Origin of the sequence: Paenibacillus sp. TAF43_2 (genome assembly GCF_052113545.1) — a bacterium.
Taxonomy (GTDB): domain Bacteria; phylum Bacillota; class Bacilli; order Paenibacillales; family Paenibacillaceae; genus Pristimantibacillus.
In genome coordinates this window covers 33,264-50,443 of the sequence record NZ_JBFRDK010000041.1, presented here as the reverse complement: position 1 = coordinate 50,443, position 17,180 = coordinate 33,264, and the positions used below count along the sequence as shown (strand labels likewise).

Annotated in this window: 26 protein-coding genes; 24 read left to right on the top strand and 2 right to left on the bottom strand. The window is 44.8% G+C overall.

The genetic code is table 11. The features are described 5' to 3' along the window. Positions 1–246, top strand: a 246-nt coding sequence (locus AB4Z17_RS11865; protein ID WP_441959928.1) for a hypothetical protein, incomplete at its 5' end; no start/stop codon positions are given. A gap of 115 nt (positions 247–361) precedes the next feature. On the opposite strand, the gene AB4Z17_RS11860 is transcribed toward AB4Z17_RS11865, so the two are convergent. Both AB4Z17_RS11860 and AB4Z17_RS11855 read right to left on the bottom strand, forming a co-directional pair. Beyond that, entirely contained in the window at positions 362–757 is a 396-nt protein-coding gene (locus tag AB4Z17_RS11860; protein WP_441959927.1) for a hypothetical protein, read from the bottom strand. Next, a complete protein-coding gene (locus tag AB4Z17_RS11855; protein ID WP_441959925.1) occupies positions 754–1,446 on the bottom strand; it encodes a S24 family peptidase in 693 nt (230 codons plus the stop codon). The genes AB4Z17_RS11860 and AB4Z17_RS11855 overlap by 4 nt, the downstream gene beginning before the upstream one ends. A 137-nt stretch (positions 1,447–1,583) precedes the next feature. Between AB4Z17_RS11855 and AB4Z17_RS11850 the strand changes: the two genes are divergently transcribed. The 23 genes from AB4Z17_RS11850 to AB4Z17_RS11740 all read left to right on the top strand — a co-directional run bounded on the left by AB4Z17_RS11850 (position 1,584) and on the right by AB4Z17_RS11740 (position 16,996). Beyond that, positions 1,584–1,817 carry a helix-turn-helix transcriptional regulator gene (locus AB4Z17_RS11850; protein WP_441959924.1) on the top strand — a complete coding sequence of 78 codons (234 nt, stop codon included), beginning with the start codon at positions 1,584–1,586 and terminating at the stop codon, positions 1,815–1,817. A gap of 219 nt (positions 1,818–2,036) precedes the next feature. Continuing rightward, positions 2,037–2,252 carry a hypothetical protein gene (locus tag AB4Z17_RS11845; RefSeq protein WP_441959923.1) on the top strand — a complete coding sequence of 72 codons (216 nt, stop codon included), beginning with the start codon at positions 2,037–2,039 and terminating at the stop codon, positions 2,250–2,252. After that, a complete protein-coding gene (locus AB4Z17_RS11840; RefSeq protein WP_441959921.1) occupies positions 2,249–2,605 on the top strand; it encodes a type II toxin-antitoxin system PemK/MazF family toxin in 357 nt (118 codons plus the stop codon). Before AB4Z17_RS11845 ends, AB4Z17_RS11840 begins: the two co-directional genes overlap by 4 nt. Before the next feature lie 65 nt (positions 2,606–2,670). Beyond that, positions 2,671–2,946 (top strand): hypothetical protein, encoded by a 276-nt coding sequence (locus AB4Z17_RS11835; protein WP_441959920.1) that lies wholly within the window; start codon positions 2,671–2,673, stop codon positions 2,944–2,946. A gap of 94 nt (positions 2,947–3,040) precedes the next feature. Continuing rightward, the gene (locus AB4Z17_RS11830; RefSeq protein WP_441959919.1) at positions 3,041–3,313 is read left to right on the top strand and encodes a hypothetical protein; all 273 of its coding nucleotides are present in this window, start codon (positions 3,041–3,043) and stop codon (positions 3,311–3,313) included. Between the two features lie 11 nt (positions 3,314–3,324). Further along, positions 3,325–4,869, top strand: a complete 1,545-nt coding sequence (locus AB4Z17_RS11825; RefSeq protein ID WP_441959918.1) for an ATPase — start codon at positions 3,325–3,327, stop codon at positions 4,867–4,869. Next, on the top strand, positions 4,870–5,805 hold the full coding sequence (locus AB4Z17_RS11820) for a recombinase RecT (RefSeq protein WP_441959917.1): 936 nt from the start codon (positions 4,870–4,872) through the stop codon (positions 5,803–5,805). A gap of 11 nt (positions 5,806–5,816) precedes the next feature. Then, entirely contained in the window at positions 5,817–6,047 is a 231-nt protein-coding gene (locus AB4Z17_RS11815; RefSeq protein ID WP_441959916.1) for a hypothetical protein, read from the top strand. Beyond that, positions 6,037–6,792 carry an MBL fold metallo-hydrolase gene (locus tag AB4Z17_RS11810; RefSeq protein ID WP_441959914.1) on the top strand — a complete coding sequence of 252 codons (756 nt, stop codon included), beginning with the start codon at positions 6,037–6,039 and terminating at the stop codon, positions 6,790–6,792. Before AB4Z17_RS11815 ends, AB4Z17_RS11810 begins: the two co-directional genes overlap by 11 nt. Then, the gene (locus AB4Z17_RS11805; RefSeq protein ID WP_441959912.1) at positions 6,793–7,410 is read left to right on the top strand and encodes a 3'-5' exonuclease; all 618 of its coding nucleotides are present in this window, start codon (positions 6,793–6,795) and stop codon (positions 7,408–7,410) included. A 15-nt stretch (positions 7,411–7,425) separates the two neighbouring features. Then, entirely contained in the window at positions 7,426–8,094 is a 669-nt protein-coding gene (locus AB4Z17_RS11800; protein ID WP_441959910.1) for a hypothetical protein, read from the top strand. Positions 8,095–8,108: 14 nt separating this feature from the next. Next, complete coding sequence (locus tag AB4Z17_RS11795; protein ID WP_441959908.1) at positions 8,109–8,954, top strand: replication protein; 846 nt, start codon at positions 8,109–8,111, stop codon at positions 8,952–8,954. Next, positions 8,884–9,240, top strand: coding sequence for a replicative helicase loader/inhibitor (locus AB4Z17_RS11790; RefSeq protein WP_441959907.1), 357 nt, complete (start codon positions 8,884–8,886; stop codon positions 9,238–9,240). The genes AB4Z17_RS11795 and AB4Z17_RS11790 overlap by 71 nt, the downstream gene beginning before the upstream one ends. Further along, positions 9,237–10,649 carry a replicative DNA helicase gene (locus tag AB4Z17_RS11785; protein WP_441959905.1) on the top strand — a complete coding sequence of 471 codons (1,413 nt, stop codon included), beginning with the start codon at positions 9,237–9,239 and terminating at the stop codon, positions 10,647–10,649. Before AB4Z17_RS11790 ends, AB4Z17_RS11785 begins: the two co-directional genes overlap by 4 nt. Positions 10,650–10,823: 174 nt before the next feature. Further along, positions 10,824–10,967: a hypothetical protein gene (locus AB4Z17_RS11780; RefSeq protein WP_441959903.1), complete on the top strand. Its 144-nt coding sequence runs from the start codon at positions 10,824–10,826 to the stop codon at positions 10,965–10,967. Positions 10,968–11,105: 138 nt separating this feature from the next. Then, on the top strand, positions 11,106–11,648 hold the full coding sequence (locus AB4Z17_RS11775; protein WP_441959901.1) for a hypothetical protein: 543 nt from the start codon (positions 11,106–11,108) through the stop codon (positions 11,646–11,648). Continuing rightward, positions 11,641–12,084, top strand: coding sequence for a winged helix-turn-helix transcriptional regulator (locus tag AB4Z17_RS11770; protein ID WP_441959900.1), 444 nt, complete (start codon positions 11,641–11,643; stop codon positions 12,082–12,084). Before AB4Z17_RS11775 ends, AB4Z17_RS11770 begins: the two co-directional genes overlap by 8 nt. Next, positions 12,053–12,706: a hypothetical protein gene (locus AB4Z17_RS11765; RefSeq protein WP_441959898.1), complete on the top strand. Its 654-nt coding sequence runs from the start codon at positions 12,053–12,055 to the stop codon at positions 12,704–12,706. The genes AB4Z17_RS11770 and AB4Z17_RS11765 overlap by 32 nt, the downstream gene beginning before the upstream one ends. 49 nt (positions 12,707–12,755) lie before the next feature. Continuing rightward, positions 12,756–12,941 (top strand): hypothetical protein, encoded by a 186-nt coding sequence (locus AB4Z17_RS11760; protein ID WP_441959896.1) that lies wholly within the window; start codon positions 12,756–12,758, stop codon positions 12,939–12,941. Then, entirely contained in the window at positions 12,938–13,117 is a 180-nt protein-coding gene (locus tag AB4Z17_RS11755) for a hypothetical protein (RefSeq protein ID WP_441959894.1), read from the top strand. The genes AB4Z17_RS11760 and AB4Z17_RS11755 overlap by 4 nt, the downstream gene beginning before the upstream one ends. Next, positions 13,114–15,000, top strand: coding sequence for a DNA cytosine methyltransferase (locus AB4Z17_RS11750; RefSeq protein ID WP_441959892.1), 1,887 nt, complete (start codon positions 13,114–13,116; stop codon positions 14,998–15,000). Before AB4Z17_RS11755 ends, AB4Z17_RS11750 begins: the two co-directional genes overlap by 4 nt. Before the next feature lie 27 nt (positions 15,001–15,027). Then, on the top strand, positions 15,028–15,537 hold the full coding sequence (locus AB4Z17_RS11745; RefSeq protein ID WP_441959891.1) for a hypothetical protein: 510 nt from the start codon (positions 15,028–15,030) through the stop codon (positions 15,535–15,537). A 373-nt stretch (positions 15,538–15,910) separates the two neighbouring features. After that, complete coding sequence (locus AB4Z17_RS11740) at positions 15,911–16,996, top strand: phosphoadenosine phosphosulfate reductase family protein (protein WP_441959889.1); 1,086 nt, start codon at positions 15,911–15,913, stop codon at positions 16,994–16,996. Positions 16,997–17,180: the final 184 nt, after the last annotated feature.

Sequence of the window (17,180 nt, the reverse complement as noted above, 5' to 3'; positions counted from 1 at the left end):
GCTCTACATCGATCTAATAAAATTATTAGTACTCAGAATGAAAAAATAAAATCCTTCATAGAAAAATTATCATTCAGTGAATTTGTTGAGAAAGTGGGCATTCTGAGAAGAGTTGTAATTGAAAATGAAAATGAAAATGAAAATGAAAATGAAAATGAAAGTGGTATTCTTAGTTTTGAAGAAATAAGTTCAGAAGAAATGTTCGAGCTTTACAAACATACAAAGAAAAAATGGTTAGAGATGTAAATTGTTTTATCTATCGTATATTGTGAACCAAACCTTTATGTAGTTTAATCAAAGTGTAAATTCGTCCTTGAAAAAGATGAATAAGAACAACAAACTACTGAACAATAAGAAGATGTTAAATTTTCCATGTAAAAATTGATAAATAATTCATATTTAATATTTCTTCTAAATCACTTACCAGAATGAGCAACTGTACGATATCATCCATTAGAAACTGAGGAGCGAGCTTCTCGCCTCTCAGTTTATTTATTCTTTCTTTTACAGTGGGTAAATGAATACCAACATAAGTTGGGCGCTCCGGGCTAACTACTAATTCAGTTGAAGTGATCGACAGGCTGATAATGTGATCATCAAAATCTTCGGACATAAAGCGATGAAAAGGGAGATTAACCGGCACATAGATATAATCTTGTGACCAGTCAATACCCCCTTGTTTAAACTTGAGTATCATCCAGATTGGAACGAGTTCAGCTTCTATATAATCAAAGTAAACTGACAATTTAGCCTTCACACATCAAACTCAACTTTCTTAACTTGACCTTGTATACGTACTTCAAAGATCGGTAGGATACGGGGAGGGATGTCCCTGTTGGCTGCCTGAAGTACAACAGTATCCCCTTCGTAATAAACTCGTTTTAAAGTTCCCTCATCACCATTGACTATCACTACACCAATCTTTCCATGCTCGCAATGGCTTTGACTTTTAACAAGTACACGCATACCCTCATGAATGCCCTCATCAATCATGGAATCTCCTTTTACAATTAAGTAAAAGTATTCTCCGTCTTTGACTGTATCTTTTGATACTACCTCGTAGCCGATAATACGCTGCTCGGCTAATGAATCGTATCCCGCACGTATATCACCGTAAATAGGGATTTGTACCAACTCAACCGTTGGAGCTGACTTAGGAACTAGTGAGTTTTTGGTAACGTTATAATCAGATTGAGTTTCTCGGAACGTTAGAGTTTTTTCATCAATAAATTGATTATATTCTGTCCTGCCGAGTAAGAAATCTGTTGTGCAGTTAAAAATATCAGATAATTTAAGTGCAATATCCATGGGGGGAATTGCTTTACCTGTTTCGTAGTTTGCAATACTTGATCTGTCTACTCCGATTTTTTCACCTAATTGTAATTGTGTATACCCTAATCCATTTCGCATTTCTCTTATACGTTCACCGACAATATTCTTCTTCATTACGTTCATAAAATCACCTCTGGAAAAATATGTTGACGTGCAGGAAATAAACATGCTATTATTTGCATGTGCAGTAAATGCACGTTTGTATTAATATAGTCAATAGCTGTCACTTCTATTCGAAGGGAGGTAAATATATGGGCAGACGTAAAACAGATCCTCGCATTATTAAAAAACGTATCAGATTTAAGGAACTCCGCTTGGCGAAGGGTAAATCTCAGCGCGGTATTTCTCTCGATCTAAATGTAAGTGAGAGTTTTATCCGTAGTATAGAAAGCGGGCGATCAAATCCAGAAATACAATTTGCATTTAAAATAGCTTCTTACTTCGATACCACTGTTGATGATTTATTTAACGATCTAGTGGTTTAATTAAGTCTGTCTACTATGTGCATATTATGCACATAAGATTATTATAAAGCGTTAATATAATGAACGCAACAGAACATATGTTTCATTTTTTACATTAATTAGAAATTGTAACGAAGGGAGTTAACCAAAATGCAATTTGCTCAATTACTTAAGAACCGCGGTCTTACTTCTGGGCCAGTATATGTAACTCGCTTGATGAAGGGTCATGAAGCTGCTCGTATGGTTGCAGATTGTAAAGCACAGGAAACAATTCGCGCAGCTCATGCCATCGTGATATCTGAGGCGGAGCCGGTCGGTAGTGTAGCTCATGTAGTGGATAGGCTTGCTACATTTTATCATTCGGATCACGTTAAGGCGTGCCAACCTTGGATACTAGAAACACCTTTTGATGAATGGCGGGACATACAACTGGTAGGGATGGGGATCATTCTATGAAACGTGGAGAAATTTGGTGGGCAGAATTCGGAAAAGGAGAGGGAAGCGAACAATCTGGCGCTCGCCCCGTTCTCGTTATTCAAAACGATGTGGGTAACGAATTTTCACCAACAATCATCGTAGCAGCTATGACCGACTCTAAAAAGCGTTGGATGCCGACCCATATCAAAATCAGTAGAGGATGCGGGCTCGAAAAGGATTCAGTAATCATGGTAGAGCAAATCYGAACTATTAATAAGACACGATTATCAAATCGGATTACCACAGCACCTGATTACATCATGTCTCAGGTCAATCATGCCCTTGGTGTCAGTGTAGGACTCATACCTGCAAAAGCCCCATTTAAGCGATAGTCTATTTTTTTTTTGCCAAAAACGGCATTTTGAGCGGATTTAACGCTTGAGGGGAGGTGAATCATATGTCAATCGTAAACAAAATCGAGGCTGTTCTGGACAAGCTGGCTACGCTTCAGGGAGGTATTTCGGATAAGTACAACCAGACTCATCATATTCTGGAGAAGCTTTCAGACTTCGCTAAATTTGGTTTGAATGATCTAGTTAATGAGCTTGAAGAGATTCGGGACGAGGTTGAAGAGAACGAGCACAAGATTGGGCAGCTGGAAGAAAAAATCGAGGAGCTTGAAGTGGAAGAGGCTGCTCCAGTGGTGCTTATGGAAGAACCACTACCATTCTAATGAAAAAGCCCTAACAGCGATGGCCGTCGCGTTAGAGCCACAAATAAACAATTCACCGTCAGTGTACCACGGAGGTGGCAGAAAGGAAAGATTTATGAACCGGAAAACATTGGAGTACATGGAGGAACGTGCGAAAAAAGCTCGCGCAATCGTTGATAGAATTCATTCTTTAACACGCCAAGCAGAAGGTTTGGACAGTGCGACTTATATTGAAATAAAAAACGGACGTCGGAACAATGTTGTTGATATGGACAAACGGTTTACACATCCAGGTAATGAACGTCTTTTCGCACTAATCGTATCAACCACTCAGCGTTTACTTGCTGATGAAATCACCTTGCTCGAGCAAGAGCTCGCGGAATTATAGGAGGAAACAGCATGCCTAAAGTAGTCCAATTCAAACAATTAGAGCTTGTAAATTACACTGGGCTCCGCAGCCAGTCGGTCCATTACGGCAGGGTAACTAATCTATCCGGCCGCAACGGCGAAGGGAAATCATCGATCGGTGGCGCTCCGGTATGGATTCTATGGGGCAAGGATTTGCTCGGAGCTGATTACACATCAGCCAAAAACAGTCCACGGCCAAGCAATTATAAATACGATCGGGTTTTCGCTTCAATATTGCTTTCAGTTGACGGCATCGAGTACAAGTTTGCCCGAGAGATAGCCGGTAAGACAAACAGCTTCTATGTAAATGACATACCGCGGTCTGCGAAGGAATATGATGCCGCCGTTGCTTCCTTATTCTCGCAAGAGGAATTCATGGCCCTGTACTATCCAGCTTTCTTCTTCGGATTACATTGGACCAAGCAGCGCGCATTGTTGATGCAGGGTGTGACTCCACCGCTTAATAAAACAGTCTTTGAAGGCATGGACAAGTTGCAATCGGGTAAGCTGGCTGAGCTCACCAAGAAACACACCATCAATGACTTGGAGGCTAAACACAAAGAACTCAAGCCAAAGCTGGACAAGGCTCACACGGAGGCTGTTGGAGCCACAAAGAAGATGCGCGAGATGCTCGGGCGATTGCCAGAGACACAAGCGGATATTACCACTCTTGAAGCTGATGCTGCTACATTGAAGCTTGATATCGAGCGTGAAGAAAAGATTGTCTATGATGCTTCTTCTATTAATACGCATTACAACGCTTTGGAATCGCGTTGGCAACAGCTTGATAAGCAAGTTAAGGACTCGGCTGCTGCATGGCCTGCACTCAAGGAAGAGCCTATCCTAATTACTTGCCGTACATGCAAGCAACTGTTACAAGACGAAGCGGTAGATGCCGTCACAGCCGACAAAGAGAAACGGGTCGAGCAGTACCGAATCAAGCATGCGGATTTACAGGCTAAACGGAAAGAGGCGCACGAAGCGCTCAAGCAGGCTGAACGAGTCGACATCGAGGAGCAGCAAACGAAGGTTAGAGCGCTCAAGGAACAATATGAATCGCTGCTCGGCAACATCAGAGACCATAACGAGCGTGCTCGTTTGGCAGCTGAGGTTGCAACAGCTAAAGAAACCGAAGCGGCAGCACTCATTAGCCAGCGTGATACGACATTCATCCTTGATGCGATCAAGGCATTCCGCGCCAAAGAGGCGGAGCTGCAGGCTGCAGAGATTCAATCCAAGTTTACTACGCTCTCGATTCGCCTCTATAAATATGTAGCTTCTCGGAATGAATATGATCCGGATTTCAGCGTCCAGAAGGACGGCAAGGATTACACTTCCCTCTCGGCAGGCGAGAAGATCGGCGCGGGGCTGGAGCTGACAGAGGTACTGTTCAAACAATCAGGCCTCATAACTCCGGTGTTCATCGACGGTATTGGCGAATACACGGGACCCGTGGCGGCATATGACCAGGTTATTACCGGCCGGACTGTTCCAGAAATAGATTTAAAAATTGAAGTGGATGGAGTGATTGTATAAATGAGCACTAATACACAAATTCAAGTAGCGGAAGAGCTTAATCAAATCGTTCAGATCGGTGATTTTGGAGCTAACGAGCTCATGACAATGAAGGAAACGATCGGTAAGGATCTGACTATTCCGCAATTCAACCTGTTCATGTATCAGTGCAATCGCATGGGATTGGATCCAGCACTCAAGCACGCTTTCCCAATTCTCTACGGCGGGAAGCTTGATAGTCGGGTTTCGTACGAAGGCCTACTCTCACTGGCAAAGAAGTCGCCAGGTTATCAAGGGGTATTTAATCAAGTGGTTTGCGATAACGAAGTAGATTCATTTGAAGCTGAAACGGATGATGAAGGCGTTTTTGTAAAGATTAGCCACAAAGTAAAATTTCCCCGAGGAAAAGTTGTTGCTGCTTATTCTGTGGCAAAGCGCGAAGGGTACAAGCCCGTTATCATTCTCATGGATGTTACGGAAGTGCAAAAGCTTCTTAAAGGCCAGAATCAGAAGTTTTGGAAAATGGAAGACGGCTCACCGGATCCTGATATGTTCAAGAAGCATGTAGGATTCCGCTCTATCAAGGCTCAATACGACATCGCTTCAGTCGTAGAGGAGAACATGGAGGCGATGAATGCTCCAGAGGGGTATGTCTCTCCAGAACCAACGCGCAGGGATATCACGGAAGAAGCTAATGCTGCTACTGGATCGCCGAAAGAAATCACACCACCACCGCCATCAACTACCACGGAGAGCGAGACGGCACAGGTTCGGAAGAAAATTTCAGCCGCATTCAAAACACTCGGCATTATCGACAAGGATGCCCAAGGCGAGTACATGCAAGCTAATTGCACAGTAGCTGGAGATAAACCAACGCTCAAAGAGTTAAACGCCTTGCTCAAGGTTATGGAAATGGAAATCGCGGAGAAAGCTGCCGGCGACGACGATCTCGAATAGGGGGAATCAACGTGCAAATCACAAAACAACATCTTGAATTTTTGGAAGAGGCGAAAATAGCTTTTCTTGTGAATGTCAGATGGGATACGTATTTTAATGATCATTCAGGTCTAATCGCTTTAAGATTCGGGCCTGACCGAGACTGTATCAGGATATATGAACTTGGCGATGAAGTTGGGTTCTTCGCTCAAATGATCGATCAGAAATCAAAGACGCCGGATGCTACAGCTTATGAACGTTAAAGTCCTCTCAACGGGCTCTGAAAAGGGCAGTTGCATCTATATTGCTACGGAGGGAGCCAGCATCTTAGTCGATGCTGGCCCATCCAAAACGAAAATCGAGAAGTTGTTGCTTGAGCAAAACTATGATCCTACTAAAATCGATGCGATATTCGTCAGCCACGAACACGGGGATCATACCGACGGCCTTGGCTTCGCAGATAAATTTAAGATTCCGGTATATGCCAGCGAGGGGACGCTCAAGGCAATTGGTAGGCTGGACAGCGGGCGAGTGGTTAAAACGAATGGCTTCACTGGATTCGCATCTTTTAATCAGAGCTACATGAATGTCAAACCATTCAACATATCCCATGATGCGATGGAGCCATTCGGTTACACAATCCATTCCGCTGACAAAAAAGTTAGTGTTCTGATGGACACGGGTTGCGTCAACGAAGAAATGCTCACAGCAATGGAGCACAGCGACATATACGTGTTCGAATGTAATCATGATATCTCGATGCTGCATGGCAATCCAAAATATCATGATGGTCTGAAATACCGGATACTATCAGACATCGGTCATATGTCAAATGATGCTGCCGCAGAAGCTTTGTCCAAGCTGGTTAATGGTAGAGGCGAACAAATCTATTTAACCCATATGAGTCAGAACAACAACACGGCAGCGCTGGCAGAAAAGGCTGTTAAGCTAGCTTTGTTCGACAAGGGTTTCGTAAAGAACAAGCATTATAAATTGGAGGTCATCTGATTGACTATTAATGTTTTAGACGACTTGTGCGTGTTTGACTTCGAGACCTCAGGGCTCGACCCAGCGAAAGAGCGTGTCATTGAAATGGCAGCGATTCGAGTCGTGAAAGGTGTTCAGGTCTCCGAATTTCGGACATTCGTTAAGTATGACGGAAAGCTGGTGCCGAAAATCACCGAGCTGACGGGCATCACCGACGAGCACCTGGTTAACGGGATGGAGGAGAAGCAAGCCTTCCTGAACCTTCGTCGGGTGATGGGCCCGAAAACGCTGCTTGTGGCTCATAATGCAACGTTTGATCTTGCATTCCTCCATTATGCGATGTTCAGAATTAGCGAAATTACATTTGGCAATCCGTTCATCGACACCTTGACAATAGCGCGGGGCCGGACAACCTACCCGCACACGCTCACAGATATGTGTAACAAATATGAAATTAAACTTGACGGCGCTCACCGCGCTCTGGCTGATGTTGAGGGGACGCTAGCCTTACTGCAGGCGATGCATGCGGAGCGGCCGTTGGATGAATGGATCAACAAATTGAGCTACGTTGAGAAATATGGAAAGCCCGACTGGGTGCCGGCACATGCCGAACTGTCTCCTGTAGTCTGGAAAAAATAGAGGATGGTGAATTGAATGGGACGCATGAAGGAACGAGATTTTAAAATTTTGAAAGAGAGATCGAACGACGTCACTCCCTGTTTTTTCGCCAAAGAAGCGGTTCGCGGTCTCGTCGCTCACGCTGAAGCAATTGAGCTTGAGCTCAAGATAAGCAAAGAGGACGAGGAAGAGGCAGTCCGCAGATTCGGTAAAGCTGAATTGAATATCGTCCGCCTGACGGTGAATGTAGCGCAGCTTAAACGGGAGCTGGACGAATCTCGCTCCGACGAATTACTGGCAACTCAATGTGCGGACAGACTTTCTACAGAGAACGACACCTTGAAGGCACAGTTAGAAGCTAAGAAGGTCGTGCTGCCGAAGGAAGTGGCGGAGGCACTTGATCGTTATGTGAGTGACGGACACTCTCATGAGAGCAAGAGATGGGCATTATTCAATATAATCAAATGTGATTCTCACGCGCTAGACATGCCCGCGCAATTGATTCAGAGACATTTTGATTTGAATTATTTCTCACTTGCCTCGGCAATTGTCAATGGTTACACCGTCGAGGAGCCAGCCGATGTGCGGCGCAACGATATTTCCTCAATCATTAATAAGTGGTGGGTAACGGCAGCACCGATTGATGACAAACATTCTACACGTTTAGCAGATCAAATCCTTGAGTACATTGATTCTACGAATTGAACGGGTGAGGTGCAATGGCAGGCCCGCAGCTAGAAGATGGTTTCACTCAGGTAGCCAATGAAATATTCGAGCAGGCTGCACGAATCAACCTAAACGGTACACAATTCCGAATCCTGCTTATCGTCTGGCGATACACCTATGGCTTTAAACGCAAGACTCATCAATTCTCATTAACGTTTCTAGCTGAAGCGTTGGGCACTCATAAAAATCAAGTTCAGCGGGAGCTGCAAATACTAATCGAACGTAACATATTGATCGTCATTTCGGGCGGTTCTCGCCAAAGTCGAACGATTTCCTTCAATAAAGATTATGACCAATGGGATTCCAAATCTGACAACGGATTAGCGGTCAGTTTGGAACAATCAGAAAATGCTTCGAAACAACAGATTAGCGGTCAGTTTGACCCAAATCTGACCGCTACGTCGCGTACCAAGAAATATATATATTTAAATAAAAAAGATTTTAAAGATATAGCTGAAACGGAGGAAATAGAACCTATGAATGACCAGGTCAAAATCCAGTTTCATGACACCGTATTTTTAACTCAAGAAGAATACGATCGTCTAGTAAATGATTTTGGTAAAGAGAGAGTTGATCTGTACATCGAAATGGTAGATGAATGGCAAACGAATAACCCGAAGAAGCAAAAGAAGGATCATAACAAAACCATTCGCGTTTGGATAAAGAAGGATGATGCAAAGAAAAAGTCGTTATACCCTTCTAACCAGCAACAGAAGCAAGAGCAGCAAATGGATGTATTAGCACAGTTTTATGAGGAGGGCGCGGCGCTTGAAGCAGACGGAAACGGCCCAGCTATTAGCGGTCATCAAAACGGCGTACCAGAACTTCCTAGTAACTGATCAGGCTGTACGTTTATGGCATGAGTACATGAAGGAAATTTCATTTAGCTCAGCACAAAAGAATTTGCAAGAGCATATACGTTCGAATCGATTTCCTCCAACTATCGCAGACATTGTCAGGCATGATCCGAATCAATTCACCGATCATCAACGGTTAGAACTGGAGACGGAAGAGCGCTTTGCATTAATGGATGAATGGGAGCAGAAGGCAACCGACATACCAGAGCATGTTCGCAATAGAATTGAATTCGGGCAAAAGCTTCTGAAGCGCGGTGTTGTTGAATGAACGGGCAATATCAAGCTGAAGCAGCTGTTCTCGGCGCAATAATCAAGAACGGTCAGTTAATGGATGAATGCGTGCTGGCACCTGAGGAATTCATTTCAGACGAACGCCATCCTTTAATCATGGAGTATCTGCGATTCACGTTCGAGCAAGACGGGAAAATCGATTTTGTGACGATGGCGAAACGCTCGGGTAAAAAGCTTATGCGTATGGGTGGATTCGAATATTTGACCAAGTTGAGCGAATCAGTGCCGATTGTTGATAATTTCGCTCAACATATGAGAATTGTCAGAGACTCATACATCGTCAGACGAACGCAAGATGCAATGGAAGGAATATCTGCGGCCGGCAGAAACGAGGACGTAGATTCAACAAAACTTCTCGCTGACGCAAAAGCAGCTCTCGAGGAAATTTCTGATCTCCAGGTGAAGGAGAAAGACACAGGGCTCAAGCATGTTTCGAAATATATGGACGGTCATGCAGATAAGATCATTGAGCGTAAGAAAAAAAGAGGCGTAACCGGATCAAAGACAGTGAGCGTTAAGCTGGACAAAATGACAGGCGGTCATCAAAAGGGTGATCTAGATATTTACGCAGCGCGTCCCTCAATGGGAAAAACTGCACTGATCGTGAATGAAATGATCACAGCGGCGCGCGGAGGTACAGCAGTAGCGTTCTACTCTTTGGAAATGTCTGCAGAACTTATCATCGATCGTTTCTTATGTAGCCTAGCCAATATAGACAATTCAAAAATGCGTTCAGGCGATTTCGATGATTCTGACTGGGAGCGTTACAGCTTTGCAGTTGATGAATTCCTGAAACTACCGATTTACATCGATGATACATCAGGCATCACTCTTCAAAATATAAGGAAAGAGTTAAAAGAATTATTGAAATTACATTCTGACATTGCTGCCTACGTTGATTACCTACAACTCGTGCAACCTGGTCGTAATTTCAAAGAGCCTCGTGACTGTGTCGCATACGTCTCCAAAGGACTTAAGGCTACCGCTAAAACGCTTGATGTTGCAATGATTGCAATATCGGCAGTTGGCAGGGAATGTGAAAAACGAGTGGACAAGCGACCGATGATGTCCGATTTGAGAGAGTCAGGATCAATAGAGTCAGACGCTGACAATTTAATTTTCCTTTATCGAGATGATTATTATGATCCAGAATCAGAGGATAAAGGGATTGTGGAATTGATAATAGCTAAAGGTCGAAACGTTGGTGTAGGCAAGCTGAAAATGGCTTTCTTGAAACAGTACGGAAAATTCCTCGACCTAGATTATTCCGGACAAGGCCCGAAGCAAGGAGGCGACCATGTCAAAAAAGATTCCGGATCGAATCAACAACGACGAGGAGTACGAACTGATTCTGGCTCGTATCGTAAAGGGAGCTCAGGCAATTGAGGACCCTTCGTCAACAGATGAAGAACGAGAACGCTATATGGTTGGATATGACAAGTTATGCGCTCTGATTGATGATTATCGTATGAGAGGAGACTGATCATGCAATCACTATGTACTATGCCAGGTTGCAAAGATAGAGCAGATACCACTTTCGCACTTTTACCACTCTGTCAGATGCACAACGATTCTGTTCTACACGAGGCATTAGATTACTACAGCAAGCATCCGAATGCTGGTGAGAAGCACTTAAGACCTTTGTATCGTAAAATCGATTCTCTTATTCCTTGGAGCCGCAAACGGATGGGGAAATTCAAATGAAGCGCATGCCGCGAAAGCATGTCGAAGTCGATCCCTTCTTTCAAGAGATTCCTTGGGAGATTGTACTGAATGACCAAGGCAAAGTAATCGGTGAAGTGTTCCTGTTGCCAGCAAAAAAACAGAACGGAGGCAAGCAAAATGATAGAGCAAATAAAAGAAGCGTTGGAGAAGGCTACACCGGGACCGTGGAAGTATCAGAAAGGATTCTACGGAAGTAATCACTTGGTATATGAAATCGATACTGACATTCTGATATGCACAGCGAAAACTCATGCAAAAACGGAAGAGAATATGCAACTCATCGCTCAATTTCCCACCTATATCCGCTACCTCCTTGATGAACTGGAGAAGGAACGAAGAGGTAAAGAGGTAGCATTAAGCAGCCACAAGTATCTTGAGGGTGAACTGGAGAAGGCGAACAAAGAGATCGAGAAAGTAACGCTGGAACGGGATAACGAATACTGGAGAGCAGTATGGTACGAGGGACATATAGAGGACGCAAGCCGATCAGCAGACAAATGGCAGCAGCATTTTAGGGAGTTGTTGGAGGAACACAAGACCATAAAGGAAGCGCTGAAAAAGGTCGGTTATTATCTAAAACGTGAAGCTTACATTCCRGCAGAAATTTTAATAGAGAACTTTCTACCCACTCTCAACAAGGAGGCTCCTACCGATGGCTAATTCCGAATTTGCAAAACAGCTCGATTCACTCATCATGACGGATGAGCAGGTTATCGCTCAAATCGACAAGTGCATCGGTGACGGTAAGCCGATCAACATAAGCACTATGCGACGGGGGCTGGAGATCCTGTTGTACGAGAGACACATGCGGCCGCAGATAAAAGCAGGGCTGAATCCATTAAACAAGCGTCAAGCTGCAACGTTTAATTTCATTGTCGATTTCCTGAATAAAAATGGATACCCGCCTTCAGTTCGTGAAATTGGAGATGGAGTAGGACTCTTATCTAGTTCAACCGTTCACGGTCATTTAGAGCGGCTTGAGAAGAAAGGCTATATCAAACGTAATTCGGAAGGCGGCAGGCCACGCAGCTTGCAAATAACAGGTATAAGGGAGGTCGGGGCCGATGAGGTTTGTGGGGATCGATCCGGCGACTAATACAGGATTTGTTGCTCTTGATTCATGCGGAATGCCTTTTGTAGAGGAATTGATTCGCGGTGAAGGTAAGAATCAGCCAGGCGGAATATCACCTGAACAAAGAATGTCACTAGAAAATCAATTGTTTGTACTCCTGAAGCCTGGCGACGTGGTCCTAAAAGAAGGCGTTGCAAACGGAACGCAGATGCTTATCACTACTGCAAAGATTCACGGCGGGCTAGAAGGTATGGTAACGCGCAAAGGTTTGCGTTATGACGAGATTGCTCCCGATTCTGTTAAAAAGTTTGTTGCTGTGGAGAGTTGGACAGGAACTAAAGGAAGCAAAGTCCGTTTAGACGGACCAGCAAAGAAAAAAGCGATGGCAGCCGCAGCGCTGGAACAATACGGATATACAAATCCGAGTCATGATATTGTGGATGCTTTCATAATCGCTAAGATTTGCGAAGCTGTTTACAGAGTGCGTAACGGCCGCAGCCTAGACGAGTACCCGCCACATCAGAGTGAGGTAATCGAATCAATAACCGATCCTGTTGCTTATAAGGCAAAGAAGGACGCGAAGAAAAAGCCGAAGCCGAAGCTGAAGCAGAAAGTAGAAGCAAGTGCACAGTCAACATTGTTCTAACCCCGCAATCGCTCGGTGAAGGGATTTTTGCTGCCTAAAAACCGAACATATGTTTCTGAATGAGGTGTTTTTATTGGATATGAGCAAAGCAACATTGAAGGAATTGGTCATTATCCGTCATTTCGACGAAGCTGCAAAGCTTCAAGACAAGATCGATGCCGAGACAGAGTTCTTCCGCCGGCAGCGCAAGCGGCGCAGTAGCAAGCTGGATAAGCACCCAGGGTCGAAACGATGAGCCGCCGCTTACAACCGCTGCCTCAGCGCAAGCTGGATGTCGACCGAAAGGCAAACAGTGACGTAGAGGTTCGGCAGATGACGGCAGAAGAACATGAAAAGCAGGCTGCCGCAAAACCAAGGGAACGCGATGTTATGACATGGAAGCCGACCAGGCGGAAAGAGGTGGGGGATTGAAAAGAGCTGATGAGCGCTTTGCAGGCAACAAGGCAATGAGGAAGTATTATCGCAAAGTTGCCAGCTTCACGTATCACCACCGGACGTATTCGGCTGACGAGATATTCGTAGACAACTTTGCCGGAGGAGGAGGCGCGAGCACCGGGATAGAAATCGCAATCGGCCGCAGCRTGGATGAAGCAATTAACCATGATCCAGCTGCTATTGCAATGCATAAGGCAAACCATCCAGAAACTAGACATTGGTGCGAATCAGTTTGGGATGTTGATCCACGCACCATTGCAGCAGGGCGTCGAGTCGCACTGGTCTGGCTCTCTCCTGACTGTAAGCACTTTTCAAAAGCTAAGGGAAGTAAGCCGGTTGAAAAGAGTATTCGGGGGCTGGCATGGGTTGGGATAAGGTGGGCTGCCACAGTTCGGCCTAGGGTTATCATGCTAGAGAATGTCGAAGAGTTTAAAACCTGGGGGCCAGTAATAGTTCAGAAGGACAAAACAACTGGAAGGGTTATGAAAAAGGTATTTAGGAGTGACGGACACAGCTTTGATATGGTCGTTTCATACCCCGGGGAAGTGGTCCCGGAAGAGCTGCAATGTATGATTCCAGACCCGAATGAAAAGGGCAGGACATTTCATTCATTTGTTAATGCGTTACGCCGTTTAGGCTACGAGGTCGAGTGGCGCGAGCTTCGGGCATGTGATTACGGAGCCCCGACGATCCGCAAGCGCTTGTTCTTAATTGCTCGATGCGATGGAAAGCCGATTGTTTGGCCGGAGCCGACCCATGGCGCGCCGGACAGTCCCGAAGTGCTGTCTGGTGAACGGCTACCTTATAAAACAGCAGCTGACATCATAGATTGGTCGATTCCTTGTCCTAGTATCTTTGACAGGAAAAAGCCGCTCGCAGAAAACACGCAGCGCCGGATCGCTCGCGGCATTGAGAAATTCGTTATTAATAACCCGAAGCCATTTATCATCAAGGTCAATCATCAAGGCGAACAGTTCCGAGGCCAAGACATTGACGAGCCACTCCAGACAATCACCGCGAAAAATGGCTGGGGCGTTGTGACCCCATTCGTTGCCCGCATCGGTCAGACCGGATTCGGCGGGGACCGGATGCAATACTCAGCGGAGCAGCCGCTTACTACTGTGACAACAAAGGCGGAACACCTGCTGGTAAGTCCTACACTCATACAAATGGGTTACGGAGAGAGGCTGGGACAGGAGCCTAGAATATTGGACCTTGATAAGCCTGTCGGCACGGTTACCGCAGGCGGTAATAAATTCGGATTAGCGGCAGCATTCCTTGCTCGACATTTTGGACAATCAACAGGCAGCACAGTAGATGAGCCTGTCGGGACGGTTACAGAGGGCGGTGGTGGTAAGACCTCGCTTGTTACCAGCCACCTCGTTAAGCTGCGGGGAACCTGCAAGGACGGACAAGAGGTCACGGAGCCGATGCCAACAATTACTGCAGGCGGCCTGCATATTGGAGAGGTTAGATCTTTTTTGATTGCATACTACGGCAGCAGCGTTGGGCAGGACCTAAACGACCCATTGCAGACAGTGGTGACCAAAGATAGGTTCGGGCTAGTAACGATCGAAGGAATCGATTATCAAATCGTAGATATCGGAATGAGAATGTTGAAACCGCATGAGTTGTTCGCAGCTCAAGGATTCCCAAGCAAATACATTATCGACAAGTACGAGGATGGCGCGCCAGTATCGCAGGCCGAGCAGGTTAACCGCTGCGGAAACTCAGTATCTCCGAAGATGTCCGAAGTACTGACAAAGGCGAATGTGCCAGAGCATTGCGCCGGATCAGGAAATGCTCTGAAATTTGAAAGGTATGCAGAAACCGAAGGGCAGCTTCAATTATCGATGTGAATAATACTATTTCGAGGAGCGATGAACTTGAATAAGCAATATGAGCAAGTGAAACAGTTTCACGCAGCATGTGGCATTGAGATGCCTAGCAAGCCAACCGAATTAAGCATCGGACCGCTAGTTACAAATAGTTGGTTGATCGCTCCACTTCACGAGTTAACTCAGGAAATTAAGGAGATCAGCTCGCGTAAGTACAAAGGCGAAGGTGAAGATATTGGCGGAGAGGTTGCAAAGCGTATCTCTTACATGTTGGAAGAGTTGACGGAATTTGCTGCGGCTGATGGATTAACAGAACAAGTTGACGCCATTATCGATCTTATCTATTTCGCACTCGGCACAATAACATTGATGGGCGTTAACCCGGAACCGATCTTTGACATCGTAGCTCAGGCCAATCTCGGTAAGATAGCGACAGATGGCAAAGTGCTGAGAAATGAACAAGGCAAGATTCAGAAGCCGGRAGGCTGGCAAGAGAACTTTTCACCAGAACAGAAGATCAAGGAAGAGATCGAGCGTCAGGCTCAAGTATCTGGATGAATATCAAACGTACTAGGAGGAAAAGCATGAAATGCCCTAATTGTAATAAAGATGAGCCGATGCTAGTTATTAATGGGGTTTGCGAGGATTGTAATGAGGTTGAAGTGGAATATATCGATTACGACGAGACAACATATTGAATAAAGACGTTCATCATTCTTTAAAAATTGATCCAATTAGTTTGAAAAATTCAATTGGTAAAAAAACTAGTATTTGAATGATGCCTACGACAGCTTCAAGTATCATATATTTTTTATCATTATTGCGACTCATTAGTTTCATCCACCTTTATGTACGCTTCATGGTATTTACTGGTTATTATATCACGAAAATTATAGAACAGTCCTGAATATTGAGGAACTTGGAGGCTGATATGGAGAAAATAGCAGACGTAATGAGCATTTCTGGCGGTAAAGACAGCGCGGCGATGTGGATATATGCGACAAAGGAATTGGGTGTAAAAGTCATCCCTGTATTCGCTGATACAGGGAACGAACACCCTTCAACATATGAATACCTTGATTATCTCGAAAGAGAGCTTGGTCCGATCCGCCGAGTGGTTCCCGACTTTACTAAACAGATTGCGAAGAAGCGTGAGTATGTAATAAATCATTGGCCTACAAAACTACAGAAGGATATACCTGGCCGCTGGGTGAGCGTGGAACCAGAGTTTGAAGGATCGAGTGAAGAAGATTTAACGCTCCCACCGTCGACTCCGCCAATTGATATTTATAAAACCTATAAAGGTGTCACCGGCTGGATATGGGAACCAACAGTAAAAGGTAAATCTTTTGAGGAAGCAGAAGCGATAGTGTCTAGAGCGCTTGAACATTTACATCCAACTGGGATTCCATTCCTCGATCTCTGTATCTGGAAAGGTCGTTTCCCTTCTACAAAGGCAAGATTCTGTACGGAATGGCTCAAAATTATACCGATTGCAGAGGATGTGTACTTTCCGCTCTTGGAAGACGGATACCACATTGTTAGTTGGCAAGGTGTCCGAGCAGCAGAAAGCCCAGCACGCGCTAAGTTGCCTATGCGGGAGGAGACGCCGGAAGGTTACGAAGTGTACAGGCCGTTGCTGAACTGGAGCGCTAGAGATGTGTTCGACATGCACAAGAAACACGGCATTGAACCAAATCCTTTATATTCGCAAGGAATGTCCCGCGTGGGCTGTATGCCTTGCATCAACGTTAACAAAGGAGAGCTTTTTGAAATATCACGGAGATTCCCTGAGGAGATCGCAAGAATATCGGAATGGGAAAGGTTAGTCGCTGGAGCTTCAAGACGTGGAGATTCATCATTCCTTCCGGCCTTAGATGCCGATGATAAAAAGAATATTCATGATTGGGTTGAATGGTCAAAAACTAGCTATGGCGGGCACACATATGATTTGTTAAAAATGATTTCGCTCGAAGAGCCAATTACTTGTTCCAGCGTTTACGGCTTGTGCGAATGAACATTCGCTGAATATTGAGGAACTTGGGCCTAATCTAAGAGTATTTATGGTGCAAATGAGACGTGACGAACAATATACCATAATCCGAGTAATCCTCCGAAATAAAGAACAATGATAATCCCTAATAAAATTATTATTAATTTCTTTGTTTTCTGCATGCCGGATCATTCCTTTTCTTTCTAAC

Coding starts and splice junctions, on each gene's coding strand:
- AB4Z17_RS11855 (WP_441959925.1), bottom strand. CDS start 1,446: ATGAAGAAGAATATTGTCGGTGAACGTATAAGAGAAATGCGAAATGGA.
- AB4Z17_RS11850 (WP_441959924.1), top strand. CDS start 1,584: ATGGGCAGACGTAAAACAGATCCTCGCATTATTAAAAAACGTATCAGA.
- AB4Z17_RS11845 (WP_441959923.1), top strand. CDS start 2,037: ATGGTTGCAGATTGTAAAGCACAGGAAACAATTCGCGCAGCTCATGCC.
- AB4Z17_RS11835 (WP_441959920.1), top strand. CDS start 2,671: ATGTCAATCGTAAACAAAATCGAGGCTGTTCTGGACAAGCTGGCTACG.
- AB4Z17_RS11830 (WP_441959919.1), top strand. CDS start 3,041: ATGAACCGGAAAACATTGGAGTACATGGAGGAACGTGCGAAAAAAGCT.
- AB4Z17_RS11825 (WP_441959918.1), top strand. CDS start 3,325: ATGCCTAAAGTAGTCCAATTCAAACAATTAGAGCTTGTAAATTACACT.
- AB4Z17_RS11820 (WP_441959917.1), top strand. CDS start 4,870: ATGAGCACTAATACACAAATTCAAGTAGCGGAAGAGCTTAATCAAATC.
- AB4Z17_RS11810 (WP_441959914.1), top strand. CDS start 6,037: ATGAACGTTAAAGTCCTCTCAACGGGCTCTGAAAAGGGCAGTTGCATC.
- AB4Z17_RS11800 (WP_441959910.1), top strand. CDS start 7,426: ATGGGACGCATGAAGGAACGAGATTTTAAAATTTTGAAAGAGAGATCG.
- AB4Z17_RS11795 (WP_441959908.1), top strand. CDS start 8,109: ATGGCAGGCCCGCAGCTAGAAGATGGTTTCACTCAGGTAGCCAATGAA.
- AB4Z17_RS11785 (WP_441959905.1), top strand. CDS start 9,237: ATGAACGGGCAATATCAAGCTGAAGCAGCTGTTCTCGGCGCAATAATC.
- AB4Z17_RS11780 (WP_441959903.1), top strand. CDS start 10,824: ATGCACAACGATTCTGTTCTACACGAGGCATTAGATTACTACAGCAAG.
- AB4Z17_RS11770 (WP_441959900.1), top strand. CDS start 11,641: ATGGCTAATTCCGAATTTGCAAAACAGCTCGATTCACTCATCATGACG.
- AB4Z17_RS11765 (WP_441959898.1), top strand. CDS start 12,053: ATGAGGTTTGTGGGGATCGATCCGGCGACTAATACAGGATTTGTTGCT.
- AB4Z17_RS11760 (WP_441959896.1), top strand. CDS start 12,756: ATGTTTCTGAATGAGGTGTTTTTATTGGATATGAGCAAAGCAACATTG.
- AB4Z17_RS11755 (WP_441959894.1), top strand. CDS start 12,938: ATGAGCCGCCGCTTACAACCGCTGCCTCAGCGCAAGCTGGATGTCGAC.
- AB4Z17_RS11740 (WP_441959889.1), top strand. CDS start 15,911: ATGGAGAAAATAGCAGACGTAATGAGCATTTCTGGCGGTAAAGACAGC.